This is a genomic window from Sporolituus thermophilus DSM 23256 (assembly GCF_900102435.1).
GTDB lineage: Bacteria > Bacillota > Negativicutes > Sporomusales > Thermosinaceae > Thermosinus > Thermosinus thermophilus.
Genome location: NZ_FNBU01000010.1, coordinates 32,341 through 55,072, shown reverse-complemented (window position 1 = coordinate 55,072; position 22,732 = coordinate 32,341). Strand labels below are relative to the sequence as shown.

General features: G+C 52.4%; 22 protein-coding genes and 6 tRNA genes. 25 read left to right on the top strand and 3 right to left on the bottom strand.

All coding sequences use genetic code 11. The annotated features are described in order from the left end of the window. The first annotated feature begins 43 nt into the window (after nt 1–43). From BLQ99_RS07580 to dnaB, 6 genes are all read left to right on the top strand, one after another. Nucleotides 44–352 (top strand): MazG-like family protein, encoded by a 309-nt coding sequence (locus tag BLQ99_RS07580; RefSeq protein WP_093689688.1) that lies wholly within the window; start codon nt 44–46, stop codon nt 350–352. 3 nt (nt 353–355) lie between these two features. Continuing rightward, nucleotides 356–1,315 (top strand): YybS family protein, encoded by a 960-nt coding sequence (locus BLQ99_RS07575; RefSeq protein ID WP_093689686.1) that lies wholly within the window; start codon nt 356–358, stop codon nt 1,313–1,315. A 15-nt stretch (nt 1,316–1,330) separates the two neighbouring features. Continuing rightward, nucleotides 1,331–3,361, top strand: a complete 2,031-nt coding sequence (locus BLQ99_RS07570; protein WP_093689684.1) for a DHH family phosphoesterase — start codon at nt 1,331–1,333, stop codon at nt 3,359–3,361. Next, on the top strand, nt 3,321–3,767 hold the full coding sequence (gene rplI, locus BLQ99_RS07565; protein WP_093689682.1) for a 50S ribosomal protein L9: 447 nt from the start codon (nt 3,321–3,323) through the stop codon (nt 3,765–3,767). Before BLQ99_RS07570 ends, rplI begins: the two co-directional genes overlap by 41 nt. 36 nt (nt 3,768–3,803) lie before the next feature. After that, nucleotides 3,804–5,738 (top strand): Lon family ATP-dependent protease, encoded by a 1,935-nt coding sequence (lonC, locus tag BLQ99_RS07560; protein WP_093689681.1) that lies wholly within the window; start codon nt 3,804–3,806, stop codon nt 5,736–5,738. Nucleotides 5,739–5,909: 171 nt separating this feature from the next. After that, on the top strand, nt 5,910–7,244 hold the full coding sequence (gene dnaB / locus BLQ99_RS07555) for a replicative DNA helicase (RefSeq protein WP_093689679.1): 1,335 nt from the start codon (nt 5,910–5,912) through the stop codon (nt 7,242–7,244). 138 nt (nt 7,245–7,382) lie between these two features. Here dnaB and BLQ99_RS15285 read toward each other — a convergent pair whose 3' ends face one another. Then, a complete protein-coding gene (locus BLQ99_RS15285; RefSeq protein ID WP_281240876.1) occupies nt 7,383–7,517 on the bottom strand; it encodes a hypothetical protein in 135 nt (44 codons plus the stop codon). Nucleotides 7,518–7,757: 240 nt separating this feature from the next. Here BLQ99_RS15285 and BLQ99_RS07550 point away from each other — a divergent pair, with 240 nt between their 5' ends. The 4 genes from BLQ99_RS07550 to nhaC all read left to right on the top strand — a co-directional run bounded on the left by BLQ99_RS07550 (nt 7,758) and on the right by nhaC (nt 11,933). Further along, nucleotides 7,758–8,336, top strand: a complete 579-nt coding sequence (locus BLQ99_RS07550; RefSeq protein WP_093689677.1) for a hypothetical protein — start codon at nt 7,758–7,760, stop codon at nt 8,334–8,336. Nucleotides 8,337–8,555: 219 nt separating this feature from the next. Beyond that, complete coding sequence (locus BLQ99_RS07545; RefSeq protein WP_093689675.1) at nt 8,556–10,241, top strand: fumarate reductase/succinate dehydrogenase flavoprotein subunit; 1,686 nt, start codon at nt 8,556–8,558, stop codon at nt 10,239–10,241. Between the two features lie 24 nt (nt 10,242–10,265). Beyond that, nucleotides 10,266–10,466 carry a 4Fe-4S dicluster domain-containing protein gene (locus BLQ99_RS07540; protein WP_093689673.1) on the top strand — a complete coding sequence of 67 codons (201 nt, stop codon included), beginning with the start codon at nt 10,266–10,268 and terminating at the stop codon, nt 10,464–10,466. A 48-nt stretch (nt 10,467–10,514) separates the two neighbouring features. Beyond that, a complete protein-coding gene (gene nhaC / locus BLQ99_RS07535; protein ID WP_093689671.1) occupies nt 10,515–11,933 on the top strand; it encodes a Na+/H+ antiporter NhaC in 1,419 nt (472 codons plus the stop codon). Nucleotides 11,934–11,982: 49 nt separating this feature from the next. Here the strand turns inward: nhaC and BLQ99_RS07530 are convergent, their stop codons facing one another. Then, nucleotides 11,983–12,687, bottom strand: a complete 705-nt coding sequence (locus tag BLQ99_RS07530; protein WP_093689669.1) for a Crp/Fnr family transcriptional regulator — start codon at nt 12,685–12,687, stop codon at nt 11,983–11,985. 342 nt (nt 12,688–13,029) lie between these two features. Here BLQ99_RS07530 and BLQ99_RS07525 point away from each other — a divergent pair, with 342 nt between their 5' ends. The 3 genes from BLQ99_RS07525 to BLQ99_RS07515 are packed head-to-tail and all read left to right on the top strand — an operon-like array spanning nt 13,030 to nt 17,060. Beyond that, entirely contained in the window at nt 13,030–14,421 is a 1,392-nt protein-coding gene (locus tag BLQ99_RS07525; protein ID WP_093689667.1) for an NAD(P)/FAD-dependent oxidoreductase, read from the top strand. 33 nt (nt 14,422–14,454) lie between these two features. Then, nucleotides 14,455–15,747 (top strand): adenylosuccinate lyase, encoded by a 1,293-nt coding sequence (gene purB / locus BLQ99_RS07520; RefSeq protein ID WP_093689665.1) that lies wholly within the window; start codon nt 14,455–14,457, stop codon nt 15,745–15,747. A gap of 29 nt (nt 15,748–15,776) precedes the next feature. Beyond that, nucleotides 15,777–17,060, top strand: a complete 1,284-nt coding sequence (locus BLQ99_RS07515; RefSeq protein ID WP_093689663.1) for an adenylosuccinate synthase — start codon at nt 15,777–15,779, stop codon at nt 17,058–17,060. A 32-nt stretch (nt 17,061–17,092) separates the two neighbouring features. Here BLQ99_RS07515 and BLQ99_RS07510 read toward each other — a convergent pair whose 3' ends face one another. Next, a complete protein-coding gene (locus tag BLQ99_RS07510) occupies nt 17,093–17,941 on the bottom strand; it encodes a DMT family transporter (RefSeq protein WP_093689661.1) in 849 nt (282 codons plus the stop codon). 270 nt (nt 17,942–18,211) lie between these two features. On the opposite strand from BLQ99_RS07510, the gene BLQ99_RS07505 reads away from it, so the two are divergent. The 12 genes from BLQ99_RS07505 (at nt 18,212) to BLQ99_RS14925 (ending at nt 22,687) form a co-directional block, all read left to right on the top strand. Beyond that, nucleotides 18,212–18,287 (top strand) — tRNA-Lys (locus BLQ99_RS07505). A 5-nt stretch (nt 18,288–18,292) separates the two neighbouring features. Further along, nucleotides 18,293–18,367 (top strand) — tRNA-Glu (locus tag BLQ99_RS07500). A gap of 6 nt (nt 18,368–18,373) precedes the next feature. Then, nucleotides 18,374–18,449, top strand: a tRNA-Val gene (locus tag BLQ99_RS07495). A gap of 41 nt (nt 18,450–18,490) precedes the next feature. Beyond that, nucleotides 18,491–18,566 (top strand) — tRNA-Asp (locus BLQ99_RS07490). Nucleotides 18,567–18,570: 4 nt separating this feature from the next. Next, nucleotides 18,571–18,646 (top strand) — tRNA-Phe (locus BLQ99_RS07485). Nucleotides 18,647–18,654: 8 nt separating this feature from the next. Beyond that, nucleotides 18,655–18,730, top strand: a tRNA-Lys gene (locus BLQ99_RS07480). Between the two features lie 658 nt (nt 18,731–19,388). Continuing rightward, nucleotides 19,389–20,084, top strand: a complete 696-nt coding sequence (locus tag BLQ99_RS07475) for a response regulator transcription factor (protein WP_093689791.1) — start codon at nt 19,389–19,391, stop codon at nt 20,082–20,084. Then, nucleotides 20,077–21,204, top strand: a complete 1,128-nt coding sequence (locus BLQ99_RS07470) for a sensor histidine kinase (protein WP_093689659.1) — start codon at nt 20,077–20,079, stop codon at nt 21,202–21,204. Before BLQ99_RS07475 ends, BLQ99_RS07470 begins: the two co-directional genes overlap by 8 nt. Nucleotides 21,205–21,269: 65 nt before the next feature. Then, nucleotides 21,270–21,512 (top strand): SHOCT domain-containing protein, encoded by a 243-nt coding sequence (locus tag BLQ99_RS07465; RefSeq protein WP_093689657.1) that lies wholly within the window; start codon nt 21,270–21,272, stop codon nt 21,510–21,512. Nucleotides 21,513–21,601: 89 nt separating this feature from the next. Continuing rightward, nucleotides 21,602–21,895: a DUF2680 domain-containing protein gene (locus BLQ99_RS15370; RefSeq protein ID WP_342721896.1), complete on the top strand. Its 294-nt coding sequence runs from the start codon at nt 21,602–21,604 to the stop codon at nt 21,893–21,895. A gap of 166 nt (nt 21,896–22,061) precedes the next feature. Next, on the top strand, nt 22,062–22,439 hold the full coding sequence (locus BLQ99_RS07455; RefSeq protein ID WP_245690346.1) for a NusG domain II-containing protein: 378 nt from the start codon (nt 22,062–22,064) through the stop codon (nt 22,437–22,439). 107 nt (nt 22,440–22,546) lie between these two features. Then, the gene (locus BLQ99_RS14925) at nt 22,547–22,687 is read left to right on the top strand and encodes a hypothetical protein (protein WP_156784671.1); all 141 of its coding nucleotides are present in this window, start codon (nt 22,547–22,549) and stop codon (nt 22,685–22,687) included. Nucleotides 22,688–22,732: the final 45 nt, after the last annotated feature.

Sequence of the window (22,732 nt, the reverse complement as noted above, 5' to 3'; positions counted from 1 at the left end):
GCCGCGGCGAATAATATCCACTGCAGCAAGGAGGGGTCGTTCGGTGCTATCCCATGAACCAGATATTCTGCGCCGCCTGCGTCTCATCGAGTGGCTGAAGGCCGAGCTGGTCAGCCAGGTGGGGCGGTTATTTCAGGCCTTTGCCCAAGCAAGCGAACAAGCCATACGGGACGCGCTGGCCTCCATCATCATTGCCTGTTATGTGCTGGGCCGGCGGCTGGGCATTGATTTCGCCGCCCTGGATGAAGTGATATTGACCCGATTGGGCCAAACTATAAAGCAAGATCCGGAAATAGAAAAATGGTTTGGCGATTATAGTGAGTTTCAACGCCATTTGAAAAATAAGAGGTGAGTCATGCGTAATACCGGTATCCGACCAATGGTGGAAGGCGGCGTGCTGGCCGCCGTGGCCATTATGTTTGCGTTTATCAGCGCCTATATTCCTATAATTGGCCCTTTTGTCAACCTTATCTGGCCGGTGCCCATCATTCTCCTGGGGGTCCGGCATGGCTATAAATGGAGCATCATGGCTACAATCGTAGCCGGTATTATCATTGCCATTCTTATGCATCCCCTCCATGCCGTTTCGGTCGTCGTCGGCTTCGGTCTCATCGGCATCGTGCTGGGCCATGCTTTTCGCGCCGGCCTTTCGCCGGCCAAGGCCATCGGGTGGGGGGCGGTTGCCTCGCTTGTTTCCAAGGCGGCCGTGCTGGCGATCGGCGCCGTTTTTCTCGGCGTCAATCCGCTCAATATTCAGGGCGATGTTATGACCCAGGCGGCCGAGCAGGCCATCGACTTTTACCGCCGGCTTGGCATGAAAGAGGAAGACCTGGCCCGCATGGGCGAGATGCTGCGCACCATGCTCGATCTTTTCAAAATCATCCTGCCCGCCGGGTTCGTGCTGGCCGCGGTGGTGGATACCTATCTCAATTTCGTTGTGGCCAAAGCGGTGCTAGGCAGACTCGGCCATCGTATCGCTCCCTTTCCGCCGTTTAAAGAATGGACACTGCCGCGCGCCGTCCTGTATGCATTCATCATCGCCATCCTGGCCATCTATTGGGGACAGTCCCGGGAAATTAAACTGCTTTACAATGCCGGCGTAAACCTGCAAATGCTCAGCACGGTGGCGCTGCTCGTGCAAGGTATGGCGTTATTTTACTTCCTTGCCGATAAATACAATTTGTCAAGATTTGTCCGCGGTATTATACTGATCTTGATATTCAGCAATGGTTTTCTCATGCAGGTAGTCATTTTTGCGGGCGCTTTTGATATGGCCCTTGACTACCGGCGGCTGCGGTCGCCGCATTCGATGTAATCGGGAGGCGGTTATATGCCCCAAGGACCGTCATTTTGGTTTGATACCCGCATCTATTTGGCAGTCGCGGCCATCCTGCTGGCCGTGATTTCCTTCTATAATCACTATATCGCAATTATCGGGGCAGTCCTGCTCTATGCGCTGTATCTTTACGGCCGGGAGCGGCACCTGGCGCGGCAGCGGGCGCTGGCCGAATACCTGTCGTCACTAAGCGGCAATATCGACGAAGCATCATACCATGCCCTGCAAAACCTGCCGCTGGCTATTGCCATTGTTGATGCCGGCGGCCTCCTGCACTGGTGTAACAGCGTGCTGGCCAACTGGCTTCATGATATCGAGCCCGGCCAGTCGCTTACCGAAGTGTGGCCGGCCCTGAACCTTGCCGAGATTTGGGGAAAAGCGGGGGTATTGCCGCTTAAGGCCGGTGATCGGTACTACCATATTACCCATAAACCGCTCAGTCCCGCGGCGCAGGACGGCGGCATGGCGGGCCAAGACCTCATGCTGCTCTACATCACCGACGTAACCGGCACCGAACTGGTGCGTCAGCGCTGCTTAGGCGCCATGCCGGTATTGGCGCTAATTCAAATTGATAATTATGATGATGTTCTCAAAGGGCTGACGGAAAGCCAGCGTACCGCCATTCTCGGCGAGGTAGGCAGCCACCTTGCCGATTGGGCCGCCAGTCTCGACGGCTTTATTAAAAAATTCAGCGAAGACACATACATCGCCATATTTAATCGGCGGGCCCTTGATAAACTGCTCGCCGATAAATTCGATATCCTTGATAAGATCCGGGCGATCCGGGGTGTGAGCCGCCTGCCCGTTACCTTGAGCATGGGCGTGGCGGCCGACGAGCCGACGGTGGCTGCGCTGGGCCAGCGGGCACAGGCGGGGCTGGACCTCGCCCTCGGCCGCGGCGGCGACCAGGCCGCCGTTTACGTTGAAGGCAAGGTGCAGTTTTACGGCGGCAAAGCCAAGGCGGTGGAAAAGAACACCCGGGTTAAGGCCCGGGTCGTAGCCCAGGCTATCCGGGATATCATGGGTGACGCCGACCTTGTATTGGTAATGGGCCATGCCGGAGAAGATTTTGACAGCTTGGGCGCGGCCATGGGCGTGGCCAAAATGGCCCGTCACGCCGGCAAAGAAGTCCATATCGTGGTCAGCGAGCCGGGGGCGGCGGTAGCCAAACTGCAGGAACTGCTGCCGGACTATAAAGAGTATGAGGCGCTGCTTCTCACGGCTGACGCGGCGGCCGAACTCATAGCCGCCCGGACGGTACTGTTTGTCGTCGATACCCACCGGCCGGAGCTGACGGCGGCGCCGGACTTGCTCGCCAAGGTGGACCGCGTCGTTGTGATTGACCACCACCGCCGGGCCGAAACGTTTATCGAAAGTCCCTTGCTTGTTTACCTGGAACCGTCGGCTTCTTCGACCAGCGAGCTGGTTACCGAGCTGCTAGAGTATTATGATGACGGGCTGGATTTGACGCGCCTGGAAGCATCGGCGCTCTACGCCGGTATCATCGTGGACACCAAGAATTTTGTCGTCCAGACCGGCGTCCGCACCTTTGAGGCGGCGTCCTATCTGCGCCGGGCCGGAGCCGACCCCGCGCTGGTGCGGCGTCTTTTCTGCGTTGACCTGGCCAGCCTCCGCTTGCGGGCCAGTATCATCAACAGTGCGGAAATGCTGCCCGGCGGCGTGGTTATTGCCACTTGTCCGGCCCAGGGCAAAACGGCCCAGGTGTCGGCGGCGCAGGCGGCCGATATGCTCCTCAATATCGAGGGAGTACGGGTCTGCTTCATCCTCTTTTGGCTCGAAGAGGGCGGCGTCGGGGTAAGTGCCCGTTCCCAGGGCGACATTAATGTCCAGGTTATAATGGAAAAATTGGGCGGCGGCGGCCATCAGACCGCGGCCGCCGCCCAGATAAAGGACCTAACCATCGCAGAGGTAAAACAGCGCCTTACGGAAATTGTTTCCCAGTATTTAGAGGAGAGTGAGTCCTATGAAGGTTATCTTGGTGCAGGAAGTAAAAAAACTCGGTAAAAAAGGCGATATCATAGAGGTATCCGAGGGCTATGCCCGCAATTATCTGCTGCCCCAGAAACTGGCCATTCCGGCTACCGAGGCCAATATCAACGCCGCGAAGCAGCAGAAAGAGACGGAAGCCCGCCGCCAGCAGCGCCAGCTTGATGAGGCCCGGCTATTGGCCAGCCAGCTGGCGAAGCTCAGCGTTAAAGTCGCGGTCAAGACCGGCGAAGGCGGCAAACTCTTCGGTTCGGTAACCGGCAAAGACATTGCCGACGCTCTTTCGGCCCAGCACGGTCTTGAAATCGATAAACGCAAGATCGAACTGAAAGAGGCGATTAAAGCCCTCGGGACATATCCGGTCACCATTAAGGTTCATCCCGAAGTGAGCTGTCAGATTCAGGTGCAGGTTATCGCCCAGTAACGCTTCGTCTCACTACGGTATTAGAAAGGAAAGGTCATGAAAGGATTTTTCAATAAATTTGTCCGCCAGACGCAGGCGCCACGGCCGGCCAAGGAGGCTGATGACGCTCTCCGGCGCGAGGTGTCCGCCTTGTACGGTCTCTATTCCGGGCTGGTAGGGGCGGAAAAGGTGGTGCTCAAAGCCGGCAAGGTGGATGCCTTGGAGCTGATGCGTTCCGATAGTTTGCCAGAGCGGGTTTTAGCCTTGCAGAAGCTGGTTTACGAGGATCCCACCGTGGACAGACTGCCCACTTACGAGGAGATTCCGGCCATCCTTGAGGAAATAGAGGATGAGCTGGCCGATATGATGGCCCGCCGGACGGTAGAGGAGAAAATCGAAAAAAAGATTGCCGAAAAGATGGACCAGCGCCATCAAGAATATATCCGCGAGATCAAGGCCCAGGTGCTGAAAGAAGAAGAGCCTGCCGTGGAAAATCCCCAGACGCTGAAAAAATATGCCGTTCTGGAAAAACTCGAGCAAAAGCGCTTGACCAAGTCGGCCATGGAACTAGTGAGGCCGACCAGCCTGGCGGAAATCGTCGGGCAGGAGCGGGCCATTGAAGCGCTAAGAGCCAAACTGGCCTCGCCCTATCCGCAGCACCTTATTATCTACGGCCCGCCGGGCGTCGGCAAAACGACGGCCGCCCGCTTGGTGCTGGAAGAAGCGAAAAAACTCAAGTTTACCCCCTTTGCGGCCGATGCGCCGTTCATTGAGGTGGACGGCACTACCCTGCGCTGGGACCCGCGCGACATGACCAATCCGCTCCTGGGCTCGGTTCATGACCCGATTTATCAGGGGGCGCGCAAGGATTTGGCCGAAACCGGCATTCCCGAGCCCAAGCCCGGGCTGGTAACCGACGCGCATGGCGGTATTCTCTTTATTGACGAAATCGGCGAAATGGATCCCATGCTGCAGAATAAACTGCTCAAAGTGCTGGAAGACAAACGGGTTTTCTTTGAATCGGCCTACTACGACCCGGCGGATCCGCACGTCCCGAAGTATGTGAAGAAATTGTTCGCCGACGGTGCGCCGGCAGATTTCATTCTCATCGGCGCTACCACCCGCGACCCCGGCGACATTAATCCGGCCATCCGTTCGCGTTGCGCCGAAATCTTTTTTGAACCGCTCACCCCTAAACACATTGAAGAGATCGTTTATAACGCCGCCCGGCGGCTGCAGGCGGACATGGACGGCGACATCCCGCGTATTATCAGCGAGTATACCATTGAGGGCCGTAAGGCGATCAATATTTTGGCCGACGCCTACGGTCGGGCGCTGTACCGCGCGGGCGGCGACACCGGCAAAGTCGTCATCACGGCCGCCGATGTTTATCAGGTAGTGCAGATCAGCCGCCTGACGCCTTATGTTAGTCGCAAGGCCTCGGCTACGGCCGAGGTGGGCAAGGTCTTTGGCCTGGGCGTGGCCGGTTATCTTGGTTCGGTCCTGGAGATTGAGGCGGTCGCTTTTCCCGCCGCGGATAAAGGCAAAGGCAGCATCCGGTTTAACGATACGGCAGGCAGTATGGCGAAAGACTCGGTCTTTAATGCGGCGGCCGTGGTCCGCAAACTTACCGGGCAGGACATGGCCAACTATGACCTTCATGTGAATATTGTCGGCGGTGGCCGCATCGACGGCCCGTCAGCCGGCCTGGCCATTACTGCCGCCATCATTTCGGCCATTACCGGCCGGCCGATCAGGCAGGACGTGGCCGTGACCGGCGAGATCTCCATTCAGGGCAAAGTCAAAGCGGTCGGCGGCGTCTTCGAAAAGGCCTATGGCGCCAGGCAAGCCGGCGCGACCACGCTGATCATTCCTAAGGAAAACGAGCATGACATCCCGCGGGGCCACCTGGGGCTTGATATCCGCCCGGTGGAAACGATTGATGCCGCCTTGGATATTCTCCTGGCCAAAGCTGATCAGGCCATTGCCTAAAGGGGAAGCCCGAGTTTAATAACAGATAAATGATAAGCCTCGCTGACAGCGAGGCTTATCATTAATAATAATTTCCGTGCAACAACCCCTGACTTGCCTGGGGGAAAAGAGAATAGACCGCAAATGGAGTCATGGGATAATTGACTCGTTTTTTATGGGAGAGGATTAATTATGTTAGACCGTATACCGCCCCAGAACGTGGAAGCCGAACAGGCCGTTCTCGGCGCGATGCTTATCGAACGGGAAGCCATTTCCAAGGTCGCCGAGTTTTTACGTCCCGATGACTTTTACCGTGAGGCCCACCGGCTCATTTACCAGGCTATTTTGAACCTTTTCAACCGCAACGAGGCGGTGGATATCGTCACTGTCACCGAAGTGCTGCGCAAGGAAGAAAAACTCGAAGGCGCCGGCGGCATTTCCTACATAACGTCCCTGGCCAACAGCGTGCCAACGGCGGCCAATGTTGTCTATCATGCCAAAATTGTCGAAGAAAAGGCGCTCCTCCGCCAGCTGATCAACACGGCTACCCAAATTGCCGGCATGGGCTATGAGGCCAATGAGGAAGTTGCCGCTATCCTTGACCGGGCGGAAAAGATGATTTTGGAAGTGTCCAACCGCAAGGTGGGGCGCGATTTTACCCCGATCAAGGCCATTATTTTCGATGCCTTCGCCAAAATCGAAGAACTATATGCGACCCGCGGCGGCATTACCGGGATCCCTACCGGGTTTAAGGATCTTGACCGTCTGACTTCGGGCCTCCAGCCGTCCGACCTCATTCTCATTGCCGCCCGTCCCAGTATGGGCAAGACGGCGTTTACCCTGAATATTGCCCAGCATGTGGCCATCCGCGAGAAAAAGACGGTTGCCTTTTTTTCGCTGGAGATGTCCAAGGAGCAGCTTGTCCAGCGGATGCTGTGCGCCGAGGCCGCTATCGACGCCCAGCGGCTGCGCACTGGCGAACTGGAGGACCACGACTGGAAGAAGCTCGTGCTGGCGGCCGACAAGCTGGCGGCGGCGCCGATTTTTATCGACGACACGCCCGGCATCACCGTCCTGGAGATGCGTACCAAAGCGCGGCGGCTCAAAATTGAGCATGATTTGAAACTGATTATTATCGACTACCTGCAGCTCATGCAGGGCAGCTCAGGCCCCAGCCGCAGCGAGAACCGCCAGCAGGAAATTTCGGAAATATCCCGCTCGCTCAAGGCGCTGGCCCGGGAGCTCAACGTGCCGGTCATCGCCCTGTCCCAGCTCAGCCGCGGCGTCGAGGCCCGCCAGTCCAAGAAACCCATGCTGAGCGACCTGCGCGAATCGGGGTCGCTCGAGCAGGACGCCGACATCGTCGCTTTTCTTTACCGTGAAGATTATTACAATCCCGATACCGACAAGAAGAATATCACCGAGGTTATCGTCGCCAAGCACCGCAATGGCCCGGTCGATACGGTGCAGCTCTTTTTCCACAAGCAGTTTACCAAGTTCATCGACCTTACCACCCGGACGGACTAAGCAGCTCTATATTAGGGCTGCTTTTTTCGACCGGCGGGCAACGGCTTTTTAAGGTTTTGCCGGTTTGGGCCTAATATGCGTCCTGAAAAACAAAGTATCCGCTTTTGTTTTGCTAAGCGGATACTTTAACTTTTACTTTTATTTTTTTTCTTTTTTATTTTCATACGCTTTACGGAAGCTGTCTTTCGTTAGGGCATGAAGCGGCAGTCCTTGTTTGTTCATCTCTGCTTTGTAAGAAGATTTATCAACGCAAATATTATGCAGGTCAGCCATACGGGTCCCTCCAATGATAATAATTATCATTATTTCTTTAATTATATATACTTTTGCCCAAAATTACAATAGTCTCCTATAAGCAATTGTGTTTTTCTGTTTTTGGCACCGCCTGTTTTCCATACAAGGCATAGCCGGCGTGTCCTTACATTATATTTCAGCAAGGCGCTTGTTGGAGCAGTGCGTTACGGGTTTAATTCCGGCAGCGCCCGGAATGTAACCAGGCGGGAGGTGGCGGGAATGATCCGGTTTATATCACAGGAGTGGAAGTTTTTCCTCAGTCTGTTGCTGGTGGTTATTGTCCTCGGCATTGTTTACTACGAGTATAAGCAGTATAAGCAGCCGCCGCCGGCGGCGGTGGTGCCGCAGCCCAAAATCCTAATCAACACGTCGGGCGAACAGTCCAAGCCGGGAGAACCACAGGTAGTGTATGTCAAAGGCGAGGATAAGCACACCAAGGAAATTGTCTATGTGCCGAAGGAGGTTGACCCAAAGACCGGGGAGCAGGAAAAGACCGACGTGCAGTTTGACCGCCGGCAGGGCAAAATCTATGTGAAAGTGAACGGCAAGGAATTTGAGGTGCCGGCGGACGTCAAGGAAGACGCAAAGTTTGAAAATGGAAAGCTGGGAATTACCGAGCAAACGGAAATAAGGCTCAACCTTACTGCCCCCAAGCCGGCGTTTAACGTTGGTATTGGGTGGTCTGCCAGCGGCCCGGCGGCGCAGCTAAACGGCCCGCTGTTCAAGAACATGTCCTGGTGGGTATATGGCGATAAAGATACCATTGCCGGTGGACTGCAATTTCCAATAATGAAGTAGGATTAGAGAGAGGCGGAGGGCCTCTTTTTTGTTGTAGGTGTAAGTTAAGGGGGCGTCTTTGGGGTGGCCCTATTTTTTAAATAACTCATGAACAATGTACCTGACCTGGAATGTTCATAATATTCTCCGCATTTGCTAAAAAATTCGGAGAAATGTAAATAGCACTGCAGAATTTACGGACCTTTTCCCCTATGATAAAATACTGAGGGGGGACGAGACATGAACATTGAGCTGAAAGAGACGATAATAACTGATATTTTGGTTATTGGCGGCGGGACGGCAGGTCCGATGGCGGCGCTGAAAGCAAAGCAGAAAAATCCAAAACTTGATGTATTAATAATCGATAAGGCGACCGTACGGCGTGGTGGTTCGATTTGCCGGGGGATGGACGCCTTTAACAACGTGACGATCCCTGGCAAGGCGACCGTCCAAGAGTACGTCGAATCAATAGAATTAATGAGCGAAGGCATTGTTGACTCTAATTTAAATAAAATTATCGCCGAGAAAAGTTTTGCTGTTTTGCGCGAACTGGAAGAACTAGGGGTAGCGTCTTTTCCGCGGGACGAAAAGGGCGATTATATAGTTCAACAGTTTCATCCCAAAGGAGCCTTTCTCGCTGAAATGCGGGGCGACATCAAGCCAGCAATGGAAAAACTACTTCGTCAACACGGTGTAAAGATAATGGACCGCACAATGGCAACCCGCATCTTAACTGACGCCGGTCGGGTAGCCGGGGCAATCTTGTTCAATATCCGAACCGGCGAGATGATGGTATGCCAGGCCAAAGCAGTCATCGTCTGCACCGGCGGACAAGGTCGATTTGCCTTACCGGATACAGGCTATCTGTTTGGTACATTTGATTGCCCATATAATGCTGGTGAAGGCTATACCATGATCTACCATGCTGGTGGCGAACTAGCCAATATGGAGTACAATGATGTATCGCCAATGATCAAAGACTATGAGGGGCCGGGACATTCGACTTTCATCCGTCACGGAGGCTATCTTGTCAATTCATTGGGAGAACGGTTTATGGCGAAATACGCGCCTGACCTCTTGGAACGGGCGCCGTCCGGCATCCGCGAACAGGCGATGCGAACGGAAATCCGGGAAGGCCGGGGGCCGTTGTATTACGATTTGCGCCATTTGCCTGAGGCTACCATCGAGATCATTAAGGAGGGTATTTTTAGCGCTGAGCGGCCGACGGAAAAAGCGTTTTTTGAATTAAAAGGGATAGATATCGGTAAAGACCTTATTGAATTAACGCTATCGGGACCCAACATGTGTGGTGGCCATGGGCCAACCGGCGTAATCATTAATGAAAACGGCGAAACACGGATTAAAGGATTATATGCTGCCGGCGATGTTGCCTCCACCGGCTGGGGGTTTGTTGGCGCTGCCTGGGTTTTTGGGATGGTTGCGGGTGAACATGCCGCCGATGAGGTAGTTGGGCAAGTGTTGGCACGTGTCAATGGGGCAGTGGTCGAAAATGAATTTCGACGTCTCTCGGCGCCGCTGGCCCGTGAAGATGGCTTTGAGCCGGATGAATTTGAGTACAAAGTCCGGCGCATCATCAAACCCCATTTAACATCACCCAAGAGCGGACCAAAGCTAGAAGCGGCGCTTAAGTATATTGCCAATTTCCGCCGCGATTTGGAAAAGGTAAAAGCGCGGGATTTCCACGAAGTGATGAAATTTGTAGAAATAGAGTCCATCATCGATACTTTGGAAATGGCCGTACGGGCGTCGCTTACCCGAACGGAAAGCCGCTGGGGCTATGGTCATTACCGGCTTGATTTTCCGCAAAAGGACCCGCGGTGGGATAAAACATATGTTATTGTTGCCAAAGCAGAAACTGGGGAGATGATCACTTATACCAAGCCAGTACCGGTATATCGGGGTTAATAATGCTTTTAGGGGGATTGCGTTATGGGAATAAAGGTTGATAAAGCAAAATGCACCGGCTGCGGCCGGTGTGCTGAACAATGCCCAGGTGATGTAATTCGTCTGGATCCTGTAACGAAGCTGCCAATAAATAAATATAAGAATGACTGCTGGTATTGTGGCGTTTGTGAAATCGAGTGCCCTCATGGTGCAGCCCAAATGGAATTTCCTTGTTTGATCGTTTAGTTCCTCAAAGTTTAAGGTGTTCAAAAAAATGCTGAAGGAGTAAGGCATATGGAGGAAACTGGGAAAAAACCGTCCATTCTTATGGCCCTTGCCGTGTTTTTTGTGCCCGTGTCTATCATCCTATATGGCACGGCGGTTTTAAAGATCGGTGCTATTTTGCCGCTCATTATTGCCACCGTTGTTGCCTGTCTTTTTGGGAAGTTTTTTGGTTACTCTTGGGACGAACTGCAGACCGGGATGATGGAGTCTATTTCCCGGGTAATGATCGCGATTTTGATTTTAATTGTTGTCGGTATGCTTATCGGCGTATGGATTTTATCGGGAACCATTCCGACGATTATTTATTGGGGATTGCAGCTGATAGCGCCGACTAGTTTCTTGATGACTGCTTTTCTTATCTGTGTCATTGCGTCAACGGCTACAGGAACGTCTTTTGGTACCATGGGCACAGTAGGGGTAGCCTTACTTGGGGTAGGTCAAGCATTGGGATATCCACTGCCAATGGTAGTCGGAGCCATTGTGTCAGGAGCTTATTTTGGTGATAAGATGTCGCCGGTATCCGATTCTACCAACATTACCGCTTCGGTCTGTGAAGTTGAACTATTTCCGCATATCGCTTCAATGATGTGGACGACCATCCCGGCGGCGGTGGTGTCGGCCCTGCTTTATCTGCTTTTGGGGATACAGCATAGCGCTGCGACTACCACCGGGGCTATTCCGGTAATTTTGCAAGCGCTTAGCAGTAAGTTTAATTTATCCTTATGGACGCTGCTGCCGCCAGTCCTCATGATCATATTTGCCTACCGCAAAATGCCTGCCCTGCCACTGCTTATTTTATGCGTTGCCGTAGGCGCGCTGGAGGCATGGCTCCTACAGGGGTGTGGGCTAAAAGAGATAACGCAGTCGCTGATGTCGGGGTATGCGTCGAAAACGGGTGTTAAGCAGGTTGATGTTCTGCTCAGCCGGGGCGGGATTAACAGTGTTATGGGAACAATCGTATTGCTCACGGCTGGGGTCGCTTTTGGCGGTGTCCTGGAAAAAACCCGCACTTTGGAAGTTTTGCTCCAGGCCATCGTTACTTGGGCCCGGAGCACTGGGAGACTGATTTTGTCGGTCTTGTTAGCGGGGTATATTATTCTTCTTGGTACCGGCAGCCAGATGGTATCGGTTATTATTCCCGGGCGGGCCTTTGTACCAGTATTTAAAAACCGGGGGATTCATCTGCGTGTTTTATCCCGTACTTGCGAGGATGGGGGTACCATTGGTTGTCCTCTCATTCCTTGGAGCGTCCATGCATTTTACATTCTGGGGGTATTAGGCGTCAGTGCCTATGATTTTGCTCCATATGCCTTTCTAAACTGGATTGTTCCCTTATTCTCCATTTTCTACGGTTATACCGGCTTTGCCATCTGGCGTACCGACGGTACACCATTACGCCAGTCACCTGCAGCCGGATTAAAGGCGTAAAATTAATAAAAGGCTCTGGCGGTTTGTTGGCCAGAGCCTTTTGCCTGTATTAGAGGTAAGTCTTTATTAAATCATGCAACTTTTGTTCATCTTTGACAATAATGAAATGGGGGCGGTTTTCCAGTATTTGTTTGTTTTTGAGCTGTCTGATAACATTGTTAACCGTTACCCGGTGCAGGCCTAAAATATCGGCCAGACTTTCCTGTGTGACCGGTAGGGCTGGGGGCTTTTCGTTACCGGTAGCTTTATTGTTTTGGAAAAGGAGATAAATAAGGCGGGCAACCCGGATAATTGGTTTGCAAAAAGTTAAATATTCGACTTGAGTAGATAAGATGTGGACTTTACGGGTTAAAGTAGTAAGGAGGGAAACTACTAAATCGGGGTAGTGCGGGATAATTTCATGAAAGATGACATCACGGGGAAACAAATAAATTTCGCAATCTGTTTCAGCGAGGAAACAATAATCGCAAGATTTATTATTAAAAAACGGTGTTTCCCCAAAAATGCCGCTACCTTCGATGAACCAGATGGTTTTTTGCTGTCCATCTTGATTCCAGGCAACTGTCTTTACTCGACCGGTTTTTAGATAATACAGATGGTCAATTTGTTGTCCCCTCTGGATAATTAGCTCTTTCTTCTTATAAAAGCGGCGGTGGCTCAAGTGAAAAACTTGTTCCCAGTTGCGCGCATGGGTGCAGCATATCCAGGGAGACCATAAAGTCTCCGGATTGCAATGGCCCTCTTCGGTCGACATCGCCAACCACCCTTTCGCAAAGTATTATTATCCAGATTATACCATATAATCCAACATTACAGGTAAAATTTTGCAAACGCGATTGTTTATAGTGATGCGAGCATGCTTGACTAATATTGATTTTTAAGTTGCCAGAACCTTTGAGGCCATGAATATCCGAACATTTTTGGGACAAAGAAAATAATCATTCGAAATTTTTATTGACACCCCTGCCGGCAGATGCTATTATTATCAAGGGAAAAACTGTGCAGCATCTCCCCTACTCAAATAGAAGCACAGTGGCTGCTGTTTGAGTTATTTTTGTGGGTCAGGGTAGAATAACTAACCAGGGGAGTGATAACCATGAAACAATATGACGTTATCGTTATTGGCGCCGGTCCAGCCGGTATTTTCACCGGGTTGGAGCTGGCCGGTTCGGGACTGGACGTGCTGATTATCGAAAAAGGACGTGACATCAGTTCACGTCGGTGCCCCAAAAACCTGACGTATAAAACATGTGTGAATTGCAAGCCCTGCGATATTCTCTGCGGCTGGGGCGGCGCCGGCGCGTTCAGCGACGGCAAGCTGACCCTGACGACCGAATTTGGCGGCATGCTTGACGCCTATATAGAAAAAAGCAAAGTTTCCGAGCTAATCCACTATGTGGACCAAATATATGTAAAATTCGGCGGACCGGAAAAGGTCTACGGCGATGAGAACAAGGAGGAAATTCGCCGCATCCAGCGCGTGGCGGCGGCGGCCGACCTTAATTTCGTGCCGGCCCGCATCCGCCATCTCGGCACTGATAACAACTTTGAAATCCTCAGCCGTATGCGCGAATACCTGAGCGATAAATGCGAAATCCGCACCGGCACGGCGGTGGAGTCCATCGTCGTAGAAAACGGCAATTATGTTGGCGTCGAACTTGCCGGCGGCGAAATAGTGAAGAGCAAATACCTGGTGGCCGCACCGGGACGGGAAGGAGCCGAGTGGTTTGTCGGCCAGGCGCAAAAACTGGGCCTGTCGCTGGTCACCAATCCGGTCGACATCGGGGTGCGGGTCGAACTGCCGGCGGTCGTGATGGAGCACATCACCGACATCGTCTACGAGTCCAAACTGGTGTATTATACCAAGTCATTTGACGACCGCGTGCGCACCTTCTGCATGAACCCCTACGGCGAGGTTGTGACCGAAAACAATGCCGGACTGATTACCGTTAATGGCCACAGCTACGCTACCAAGAAAACCAATAACACCAACTTTGCCCTGCTGGTGTCCAAGAGCTTTACCGAACCGTTCAAGGAGCCCATTGCCTACGGCAAGTCTATTGCCCGCTTGGCGAACATGCTGGGGGGCGGGGTCATTGTGCAGCGCCTGGGCGACCTCCTCGACGGCCGCCGCTCCACTCCTGAACGGATTAGCCGTGGCCTGGTAGAGCCCACCCTCAAGGACGCCACGCCCGGCGACCTCAGCCTAGTGCTGCCGTACCGTCACCTGGTGGCGATCACCGAGATGCTCGAGGCGCTGGACAAAGTGGCGCCGGGCGTCAATTCCCGCCATACCCTGCTTTACGGTGTGGAAGTGAAGTTCTATTCTTCCCGTCTAAGCCTGAATAACGTGCTGGAAAGCCAAATCCCCAACTTCTTCGCCATCGGCGACGGCGCCGGCGTAACGCGCGGCCTGGCCCAGGCTTCGGCCGCGGGTGTAGTCGTTGCCCGGGAGATCATGGCCCGCGAAGGTAAAAAGCAAGCTTAACCGCCGGTAACTAATGATTAAGGGGTGGATTTGATGATTAAGCGCTACACATTCCCGGAAATGGGACGCATTTGGACCGATGAAAACGAGTTCCAGACAATGCTGGACATTGAAATTTACGCGTGTGAAGCCATGGCCGAGCTTGGCCAGATCCCGGCCGAAGCCGTGCCGATTATCCGTGAGCGGGCCAAGTTTTCCGTCGAGCGCATACGCGAAATCGAAAAGGAGACGCGCCATGACATCCTCGCTTTTCTGCAGGCGGTAGCCGAAAATGTTGGCGATGAGGCCAAATATATCCACATGGGCCTCACCTCCAGCGACGTCAAGGATACCGCCCTGGGCTACATGATGAAGCAGGCGGCGGACATCATCATCGCCGATTTGGAAAAGCTGCGGGAAGTACTGCGCCGCCGCGCCGCCGAGCATAAGTACACCGTCATGATTGGCCGGACTCATGGCATCCACGCCGAGCCGGTTACATTAGGCCTTAAGTTCGCGCTGTGGCTGGATGAGACGGAGCGCAACATTGAGCGCGTGAAACGGGCCCGGGCCGCCGTTGCGGTCGGGAAACTGTCGGGCGCCGTAGGCACCTATGCCAATATCGACCCCCGCGTCGAGGCCTATGTGTGCGAAAAAATGGGCCTGACGCCGGCCAAACTGGCGACCCAGGTCATTCAACGCGACCGCCATGCCGAATTTTTAACCACGCTGGCGGTGGTGGCTAGCTCGCTTGATAAATTTGCCACCGAAATCCGTAACCTCCAGCGCACCGATATCCGCGAGGTCGAGGAATACTTCCATCCCGGCCAAAAAGGTTCGTCGGCCATGCCGCATAAACGCAATCCCATCACCTGCGAGCGGGTCAGTGGCTTGGCGCGGCTGGTGCGTAGCAACGCCATGGCGGCGCTGGAAAACGTCGCTTTGTGGCATGAGCGCGATATCAGCCATTCATCGGTAGAGCGCGTTATCCTGCCGGACAGCACCATTCTGGTGGACTACATGCTGCGCATTTTCACCGACATTGTCGATAAACTACTGGTCTATCCCGAGGCAATGCTGGCCAATATGAACAAGACGGGCGGGCTGATTTTCAGCCAGCGCGTGCTGCTTGCCTTGGTCAACAAGGGGGTTGCCCGGGAAGAGGCCTACCGCTGGGTGCAGCGCAATGCCATGGCTCGCTGGCTGGAGGGCCAGGACTTCAAAACCAATATTATTAATGACCCCGATATCAAGAAATATCTCTCGCCGGAGGAAATTGCCGACTGCTTTGATTACCGCCACCACCTCCGGCATGTGGATACCATTATGGCTCGGTTTGGGCTGTAACGAATACGCTTTTGAAGGGAATGAGGTCAGTGTCAGCAGTCGTCGTTATCGGCACCCAATGGGGTGACGAGGGGAAAGGCAAAATCGTAGATTTTCTGGCCGAAAAAGCCGATGTGGTTGTTCGCTACCAGGGCGGCAACAACGCCGGCCACACGGTCATGGTAGGCGGCAACGAGTTTAAGCTCCACCTGCTGCCTTCCGGCATCCTCTATCCCGGCAAGCTTTGTGTTGTCGGCAACGGGGTAGTCATCGACCCGGCCGTGATGATCAAGGAACTACGCGGCATGCATGAGAAGGGCATTGATACTTCCGGGCTCAGGGTGTCCAACCGCGCCCACGTCATTATGCCCTATCACCGGCTGCTGGACGAAGTGGAAGAAGAATACCGGGGCGAGCACAAAATCGGTACCACGAAGCGCGGCATCGGCCCCTGCTATATGGACAAAAACGCCCGCAGCGGCATCCGCATGGTCGACCTCCTGGATGAAAAGGAATTCAGCGAAAAACTGGAACGCAACCTCGAGGCCAAAAACCACCTTCTCCGCGCCGTCTATGGCGTTCAGGGTTTTGACTACCAGCAAATCAAAGAAGAATACCTCGGTTATGCCGAAATTCTCCGGCCTTACGTCACTGATACGGCCGTCGTCCTCAATGATGCCATCAACGCCGGGAAAAAAGTGCTGTTTGAAGGCGCGCAGGCAACCCTGCTCGACCTTGATCACGGCACCTATCCCTATGTCACTTCTTCCCATCCCATTGCCGGCGGCGCCTGCATCGGCGCCGGCATTGGCCCGAAAAAAATCAGTAAGGTCATCGGCGTCGTCAAGGCCTATAGCACCCGGGTGGGCGAAGGGCCGTTCCCGACCGAGCTCAAAGACGAAATTGGCGATCTCATCCGCGAACGCGGCCGCGAATACGGCACCACTACCGGCCGGCCCCGCCGCTGCGGCTGGCTGGACGCGGCCATCGTGCGTTACGCGGGCATCCTAAGCGGCATTGATTATATGGCCATTACCCGTCTTGACATCCTGGACGGGATCAAGACTCTTAAGCTGTGCGTCGGCTATAAATATAAAGGCGAAGTGTTGAAAGAGTTCCCCGCCAGCCTCAAAGTGCTGGCCCAGGTTGAACCCATCTACGAGGAGCTGCCGGGCTGGGAAGAATCGATCAGCGATATCCGCGCCTATGACGACTTGCCGGCCAACTGCCGCCGCTATATCGAACGCCTCAGTGAAGCGGCCGGTATTGAAATTGGGATCGTTTCCGTAGGCCCGCGCCGCGATCAGACGATCATTCTGCATGATATGTTTTAAGGCGTAAAAACACCCCTGCCAGTTGAGCGGTCTCAACCGGCAGGGGTATCTATTTTGCTTTTATAGGCGTCAAAAAAGTAGCCGCCAATCACGGCGAATAGTACGATAGCGCCGCCGATTAACGAGTAGGGTCCTGGTATTTCGCCAAGAAAAAGAAACACCCAGATGGGGTTTAAAATTGGTTCAATCGACGTGATAAGGGTGGCTTCCAGGGCGCGCACGTGGCGGATGGCATAAGAGTAGATTACATATGCTAGACCAAGTTGGAAGACGCCAAGCACTGAAATTATGGCAAGATTAAAGACAGTGAAGGTGATATCAGGCAGCACGGGCAGGCTTAGGAAAAAAGTAAGTATGTTCCCCAGCAGAACCGACCCGAAAGGGGCGTGGTCTTTCTGCATGCGGGTAAAAATAACAAATAAAGCAAAACTTATCCCGCTAACGATGCCTAAGATATTGCCAAGCATGCCGCCGGTTGACACTTTATCGAGAAAGAAAAATATCATGCCACCGAACACCACACCGATTGTTAATACGTCACGGCGGGTAACTTTTTCTCGGAGTAGCCAGCCGCTCAGCAGGGCTACATAGATGGGGGCGGTGTACTGTAGCAGAATGGCATTGGCGGCGGTTGTCAGCTTTGTCGCCGTAACGAAACTGGTGACCATGCCACAATAGGCAACGGCCCCAGCCAGCTGAATGCGCGAAAAGTGCAATCGCTCCTTGCGGAACGCCAGCCAGATGACGGCGGCGGCAATAAGGCTACGCAGACCGGCAATCGCCAGTGGGGGCCAGGCAACCGATTTTATCATTACGCCGCCGCTGCTCCACAACACCGCCACCAGAGCGAGAAAAAATAACGCGTTTTGGGGATTAATCATGAGTTTCACAACCTTTACAAGTGTTTTTGCGATATAAATGTTATAATTATTTGGGAGAAAAAGGGACAATCCTTTTGTGCTAATATTGTGTAAATTTAAAAATGGCACGGAAATCCTAGTCAGCCAGCCGGTGACCAGCAGAGTTTGACGTCCATTTCAATCAGACAAGCGACCAGCTGGATACAAGCTCAACAAGTTTAAACACACTTTCCAAAAAATATAAGTTGACAATAAGCTTATAATCATCTATAATCTCATGTTGTGAGGCATGACCCACTAGCTCAGTTGGTAGAGCACCTGACTTTTAATCAGGGTGTCGATGGTTCGAGTCCATCGTGGGTCACCATTTGCGGCCCGTTGGTCAAGCGGTTAAGACACCGCCCTTTCACGGCGGTAACAGGGGTTCGAATCCCCTACGGGTCACCATTATATGGGCGATTAGCTCAGCTGGGAGAGCGCCTGCCTTACAAGCAGGATGTCGGCAGTTCGATCCTGTCATCGCCCACCAAATCCGTCATGACTGTCGCCTGACGACAGTCATCTATTTATGGCCCCGTGGTGTAGTGGTTAACATGCCGCCCTGTCACGGCGGAGATCGTGGGTTCAAGTCCCATCGGGGTCGCCATTATGCCTCGGTAGCTCAGTTGGTAGAGCAGAGGACTGAAAATCCTCGTGTCGGCAGTTCGATTCTGCCCTGAGGCACCAGCTTACCTGACCCACTAGCTCAGTTGGTAGAGCACCTGACTTTTAATCAGGGTGTCGATGGTTCGAGTCCATCGTGGGTCACCAGAAAATTCAAGGCTTTGGACGTTTGTTCTGAAAGGCTTTTTTATTTTACAACAACCGTACCATCATGCAAAAAAGGGCCCTGCAGGAGCGGCGCGAGCCGTTACCCGCAGGGTTTCTTTTTGTTTACTTTGCAACGTTGGTTGTTGTACTGACGCTGTGGTTGTTGTGTTTGCCGCTATTTGCGTATTATCGGCATAGTAATAGAGATAATTGGCAATTCCCAGGAGGGCTGCATAAGAAGAGCTGGCTGGTAGCTTTTTTAATTTGCTACAAAGGTCAGAATTGGCTAAAAATCATAAGTTCTTCACAATACGTTCATAAGTTTTTCAAAATGTCTATGTATAATACGGTTGTACAGGAAAATAAAGGAGGAGGTGAAGTTCGCTATTTCAGATGGGAACAGGTTGAGGCTGAGTCGGCAAACGTCAGCTGGATAACCCGGTTCTTGCCGCTTTTTGCAGTCACTGAACAGCAGCGTCCATGGAGGAAATGGCTGCATCCAGCCAACGCCTTGCGTAAATGGCAGTGGCCCTGGAGAATGCCGTGCGGCAGTTTCGGATATAACAGGAAGCGTAAGTACTTATTGCAGCGTACTGTTTTTAGCAGGACGCAGTTATTTTGTCAGGTTGTGTGCTATTATAAAACCGAGGTGAAATATGTGAAAGTGTTAGTAGTCGATGACGATGAAAAAATATTGAAAGTGCTGACGGCCTATTTGGAAAAGGAGGGCTATTCGGTAATAACGGCCAGGGACGGTTGGGAAGCGGTAGACAAAGCGCGGCAACTTGGGCCGGATATTGTTCTTTTAGACGTTATGCTCCCCAGCCTTGATGGCTGGGGGGTATGTAAGGAAATCCGGCGGACCAGTGATGTGCCGATCATTATGCTGACAGCTCGCGATGCCGAAGCAGACCGTATTATCGGGCTTGAATTGGGAGCCGATGATTACGTCGTCAAACCGTTTAGCCCGAAAGAAGTGATTGCACGTATGCGGGCGATTTTCCGTCGGTTACAGCCGGCTAGTCGCCGGGAGGGCGGGGAACGCATTCTCAAAGTCGGGGACGCTGTTTTGGACCAGAACAACCGTAGTTTAACCATAGCGGGAACGCCGGTCGAATTAACGCCGACTGAATATAAGCTGCTGGAATTGTTTCTCGCTCACCCAGGCAGGGTGTTTTCCCGGCTTCAGTTAATTGAAAAAGTACAGGGCTATGCTTTTGAAGGTTACGAGCGCACAGTGGATTCGCATATAAAAAACCTGCGCAAAAAGTTAGGCGCTTCCCCGGATGAACCGCACTATATCAAGACCATCTATGGTGTAGGGTATAAACTGGCAGGTGAGCAACATGCGTAGTCTGCTGGCCCGCGTGACCGTAACCGTCTTCGCGACCACAGCTGCCGTCGTTTTAGGGCTGATGTTGGTTGTCAATTATCAGGTGTCGGAAAATTTTAGCTCTTATTTGTATATGAGCGGCATGCATGGTATGATGATGAAGCACGGCAATATGGCGGCGATGATGGGGGTGCCGGAAAGGCAATTTCTGATATCGCTCCGGCATTCGCTGGCAGTGGCGGCCGGTATGATGCTGTTAATCGGGGCGGTAGTGAGTTATTACCTGGCCCGCAGTATCGCTGCCCCGGTGATTGACCTGAACCGGGCCGTCAATGACGTAGCGGCAGGCAATCTGGATGTAGCAGTGGCTGTCGATCGGCAAGATGAGGTAGGCCAGTTGGCGGCAGCGTTTAATGCGATGACGGCAAAGTTAAAAGCCAATACAGTCCTCAGACAACGGTTTCTGGCCGGCGTCGCACACGAACTTCGCACGCCATTAACCATCCTGAAAGCAAACTTAGAAGGCATTGCGGATGGTGTAATTGTACCAGATCAGGAACAAATAAAGTCCCTGACCGAAGAAGTAGACCGACTGACGAAAATGGTGGGGGAACTCAGAGATTTATCGTTGTTGGAGACCGGACAGTTGACTCCTGATTATACTGAGATTGACCTCCACACTATTTTGCGTCAGGTAATCCAAAAGAGCGCACCATTGGCTGCCGAAAAGAATCTGGCGCTAAGTCTCAAGATTGATGATAGTTTGCCGCGGATATGGGCTGACGCCGGCATGCTGCAGCAAATGGTGTACAACTTGCTTTTGAATGCCATCCGTTATACGCCGGCAGGGAGCGTAACTGTAACGGCAAAAGGGGACGGGACGGCCGTGACGATAGAGGTTATTGATACCGGCATAGGGATTGCGGCTGACGATATAGAGCATATCTTTGATTATTTTTATCGGGTTGACCCGGCCAGAACGAAACAGAGCGGCGGTACCGGCTTAGGGTTGGCCTTAGTCAAGCAGATGGCGCTAGCCCATGGTGGGCAGGTGTACGCAACCAGCACGCCAGGGCAAGGTAGTACCTTTACGTTGAAACTACCGCTACGTGCACGGCAAAAACGCATAGTTTCTTCATAAAATCTCCACAAAATCTCCACAGTGTTGGGGTACAATAAAGTCAATACAGAGGAGGTGCATACATTATGATGATGGGCTATGGATTTGGCGGTCCGCTCGGATGGCTTGGCATGGGGTTCGGGTTGATTATCCACCTGGCATTTGCCGCTCTGATTGTCATGGCGGCCGTTTGGATGTTTAAAGCGGTATTTCGCGACGGACAACAGGCAAATAAGTCGACAAGAGCGGTCGAGATATTGAAAGAGCGGTATGCCAGGGGCGAAATCACCAATGAAGAATATCAGCGCATGAAAAAAGAACTAGAATAAATTAACACAAATTCTTCATAATGTTTCCATACTTTCTCCACAATGATGGATTAAAATAAAGACAAACCAATTACAGGAGGGATATCTTTATGAAAAAGAAAATTGTAATTGCCACCGTGTTGGCAGCCTTAACTGCCGTGCCGGTATTCGCGGCGACTACCGACCAAACCCAGCCGCAAAATGACTGGTTCAATCAAATGTTTAACTATCATAAGCAAATGATGCAACAAGCGGTTGACAATGGTGCTATGACCGCCGACCAAGCCGCCTGGATGAATGAGCATATGCAGCAAATGGCCCCCGTCATGCAGCAAATGATGCAAAGTGGCGGCATGATGAATGGTGGTATGATGGGTGGTATGATGGGCGGAAATGATGGGTAACGGCGGCATGATGGGAAATTTCAATAACAATAATAAGTAAGCACCCGCAATACAAAAAACCAGGAGCAATCCTGGTTTTTCTTTATATCTTCATAACTTTTTCATATTAACTTTATATAATAGCAATAACAAGAGAAAAACGAGGGGCGGCAGACGGATGGTACTTATGTTGACCCGAGCTGATAAGTGGCTAATTGGTATATTGCTGGTAGTATCCCTTGCCGGCATTGGGTATAGTACAATCGCCTATTCGGCCAGCAGTAGTGATGTGGCCGAAATCTGGGTGAATGGAGCATTATATCAAACGGTGGTGCTACGTGCAGGCTATCGACAGGAATTCCGCGTTAATGTAGCCGGCGGTTACGACATTATTGAGGTAGAAGGCAGGCGCATCCGAGTGCGGGAGGCTGACTGCCCTACTCAAGAATGTGTCCTAACTGGTTGGATTGAAAAGGCTCCACAGCAGATTGTCTGTCTGCCATACCGTATCGTGATTAAGGTTGTGTCGTCTGCACCGCTTGATATGGATGCAATCGTCCATTGATAGGCTAAAAAAACAGAAGTTCTTCGCAACTTATTCATAGCTTCTTCACAATGACTTGGTATTATAAGAGCATCCAAGTACTGCGACGGACAGAGGGAGGAATACTCATGGAACCGAATAAACCGGTGAACATGCCGGAAGAGACGGGCGAAACCTATACGCCGGTACAACGGGCAATTTTGAAATTACTGCAATGGGGAGCGTGGACGGCGGTTTTCGTAGCCATGCTGTATGTTATGCACTCGTAGCCGGGGTGGAATAGAGCGTCAATGCTGTAAACAATTTCAGTCCAA

What these genes read in the sequence shown, in the direction of transcription:
- BLQ99_RS07575 (WP_093689686.1), top strand. Translation starts at nt 356, where the DNA reads ATGCGTAATACCGGTATCCGACCAATGGTGGAAGGCGGCGTGCTGGCC.
- BLQ99_RS07570 (WP_093689684.1), top strand. Translation starts at nt 1,331, where the DNA reads ATGCCCCAAGGACCGTCATTTTGGTTTGATACCCGCATCTATTTGGCA.
- rplI (WP_093689682.1), top strand. Translation starts at nt 3,321, where the DNA reads ATGAAGGTTATCTTGGTGCAGGAAGTAAAAAAACTCGGTAAAAAAGGC.
- lonC (WP_093689681.1), top strand. Translation starts at nt 3,804, where the DNA reads ATGAAAGGATTTTTCAATAAATTTGTCCGCCAGACGCAGGCGCCACGG.
- dnaB (WP_093689679.1), top strand. Translation starts at nt 5,910, where the DNA reads ATGTTAGACCGTATACCGCCCCAGAACGTGGAAGCCGAACAGGCCGTT.
- BLQ99_RS15285 (WP_281240876.1), bottom strand. Translation starts at nt 7,517, where the DNA reads ATGGCTGACCTGCATAATATTTGCGTTGATAAATCTTCTTACAAAGCA.
- BLQ99_RS07550 (WP_093689677.1), top strand. Translation starts at nt 7,758, where the DNA reads ATGATCCGGTTTATATCACAGGAGTGGAAGTTTTTCCTCAGTCTGTTG.
- BLQ99_RS07545 (WP_093689675.1), top strand. Translation starts at nt 8,556, where the DNA reads ATGAACATTGAGCTGAAAGAGACGATAATAACTGATATTTTGGTTATT.
- BLQ99_RS07540 (WP_093689673.1), top strand. Translation starts at nt 10,266, where the DNA reads ATGGGAATAAAGGTTGATAAAGCAAAATGCACCGGCTGCGGCCGGTGT.
- nhaC (WP_093689671.1), top strand. Translation starts at nt 10,515, where the DNA reads ATGGAGGAAACTGGGAAAAAACCGTCCATTCTTATGGCCCTTGCCGTG.
- BLQ99_RS07530 (WP_093689669.1), bottom strand. Translation starts at nt 12,687, where the DNA reads ATGTCGACCGAAGAGGGCCATTGCAATCCGGAGACTTTATGGTCTCCC.
- BLQ99_RS07525 (WP_093689667.1), top strand. Translation starts at nt 13,030, where the DNA reads ATGAAACAATATGACGTTATCGTTATTGGCGCCGGTCCAGCCGGTATT.
- purB (WP_093689665.1), top strand. Translation starts at nt 14,455, where the DNA reads ATGATTAAGCGCTACACATTCCCGGAAATGGGACGCATTTGGACCGAT.
- BLQ99_RS07510 (WP_093689661.1), bottom strand. Translation starts at nt 17,941, where the DNA reads ATGATTAATCCCCAAAACGCGTTATTTTTTCTCGCTCTGGTGGCGGTG.
- BLQ99_RS07470 (WP_093689659.1), top strand. Translation starts at nt 20,077, where the DNA reads ATGCGTAGTCTGCTGGCCCGCGTGACCGTAACCGTCTTCGCGACCACA.
- BLQ99_RS07465 (WP_093689657.1), top strand. Translation starts at nt 21,270, where the DNA reads ATGATGATGGGCTATGGATTTGGCGGTCCGCTCGGATGGCTTGGCATG.
- BLQ99_RS15370 (WP_342721896.1), top strand. Translation starts at nt 21,602, where the DNA reads ATGAAAAAGAAAATTGTAATTGCCACCGTGTTGGCAGCCTTAACTGCC.
- BLQ99_RS07455 (WP_245690346.1), top strand. Translation starts at nt 22,062, where the DNA reads ATGTTGACCCGAGCTGATAAGTGGCTAATTGGTATATTGCTGGTAGTA.
- BLQ99_RS14925 (WP_156784671.1), top strand. Translation starts at nt 22,547, where the DNA reads ATGGAACCGAATAAACCGGTGAACATGCCGGAAGAGACGGGCGAAACC.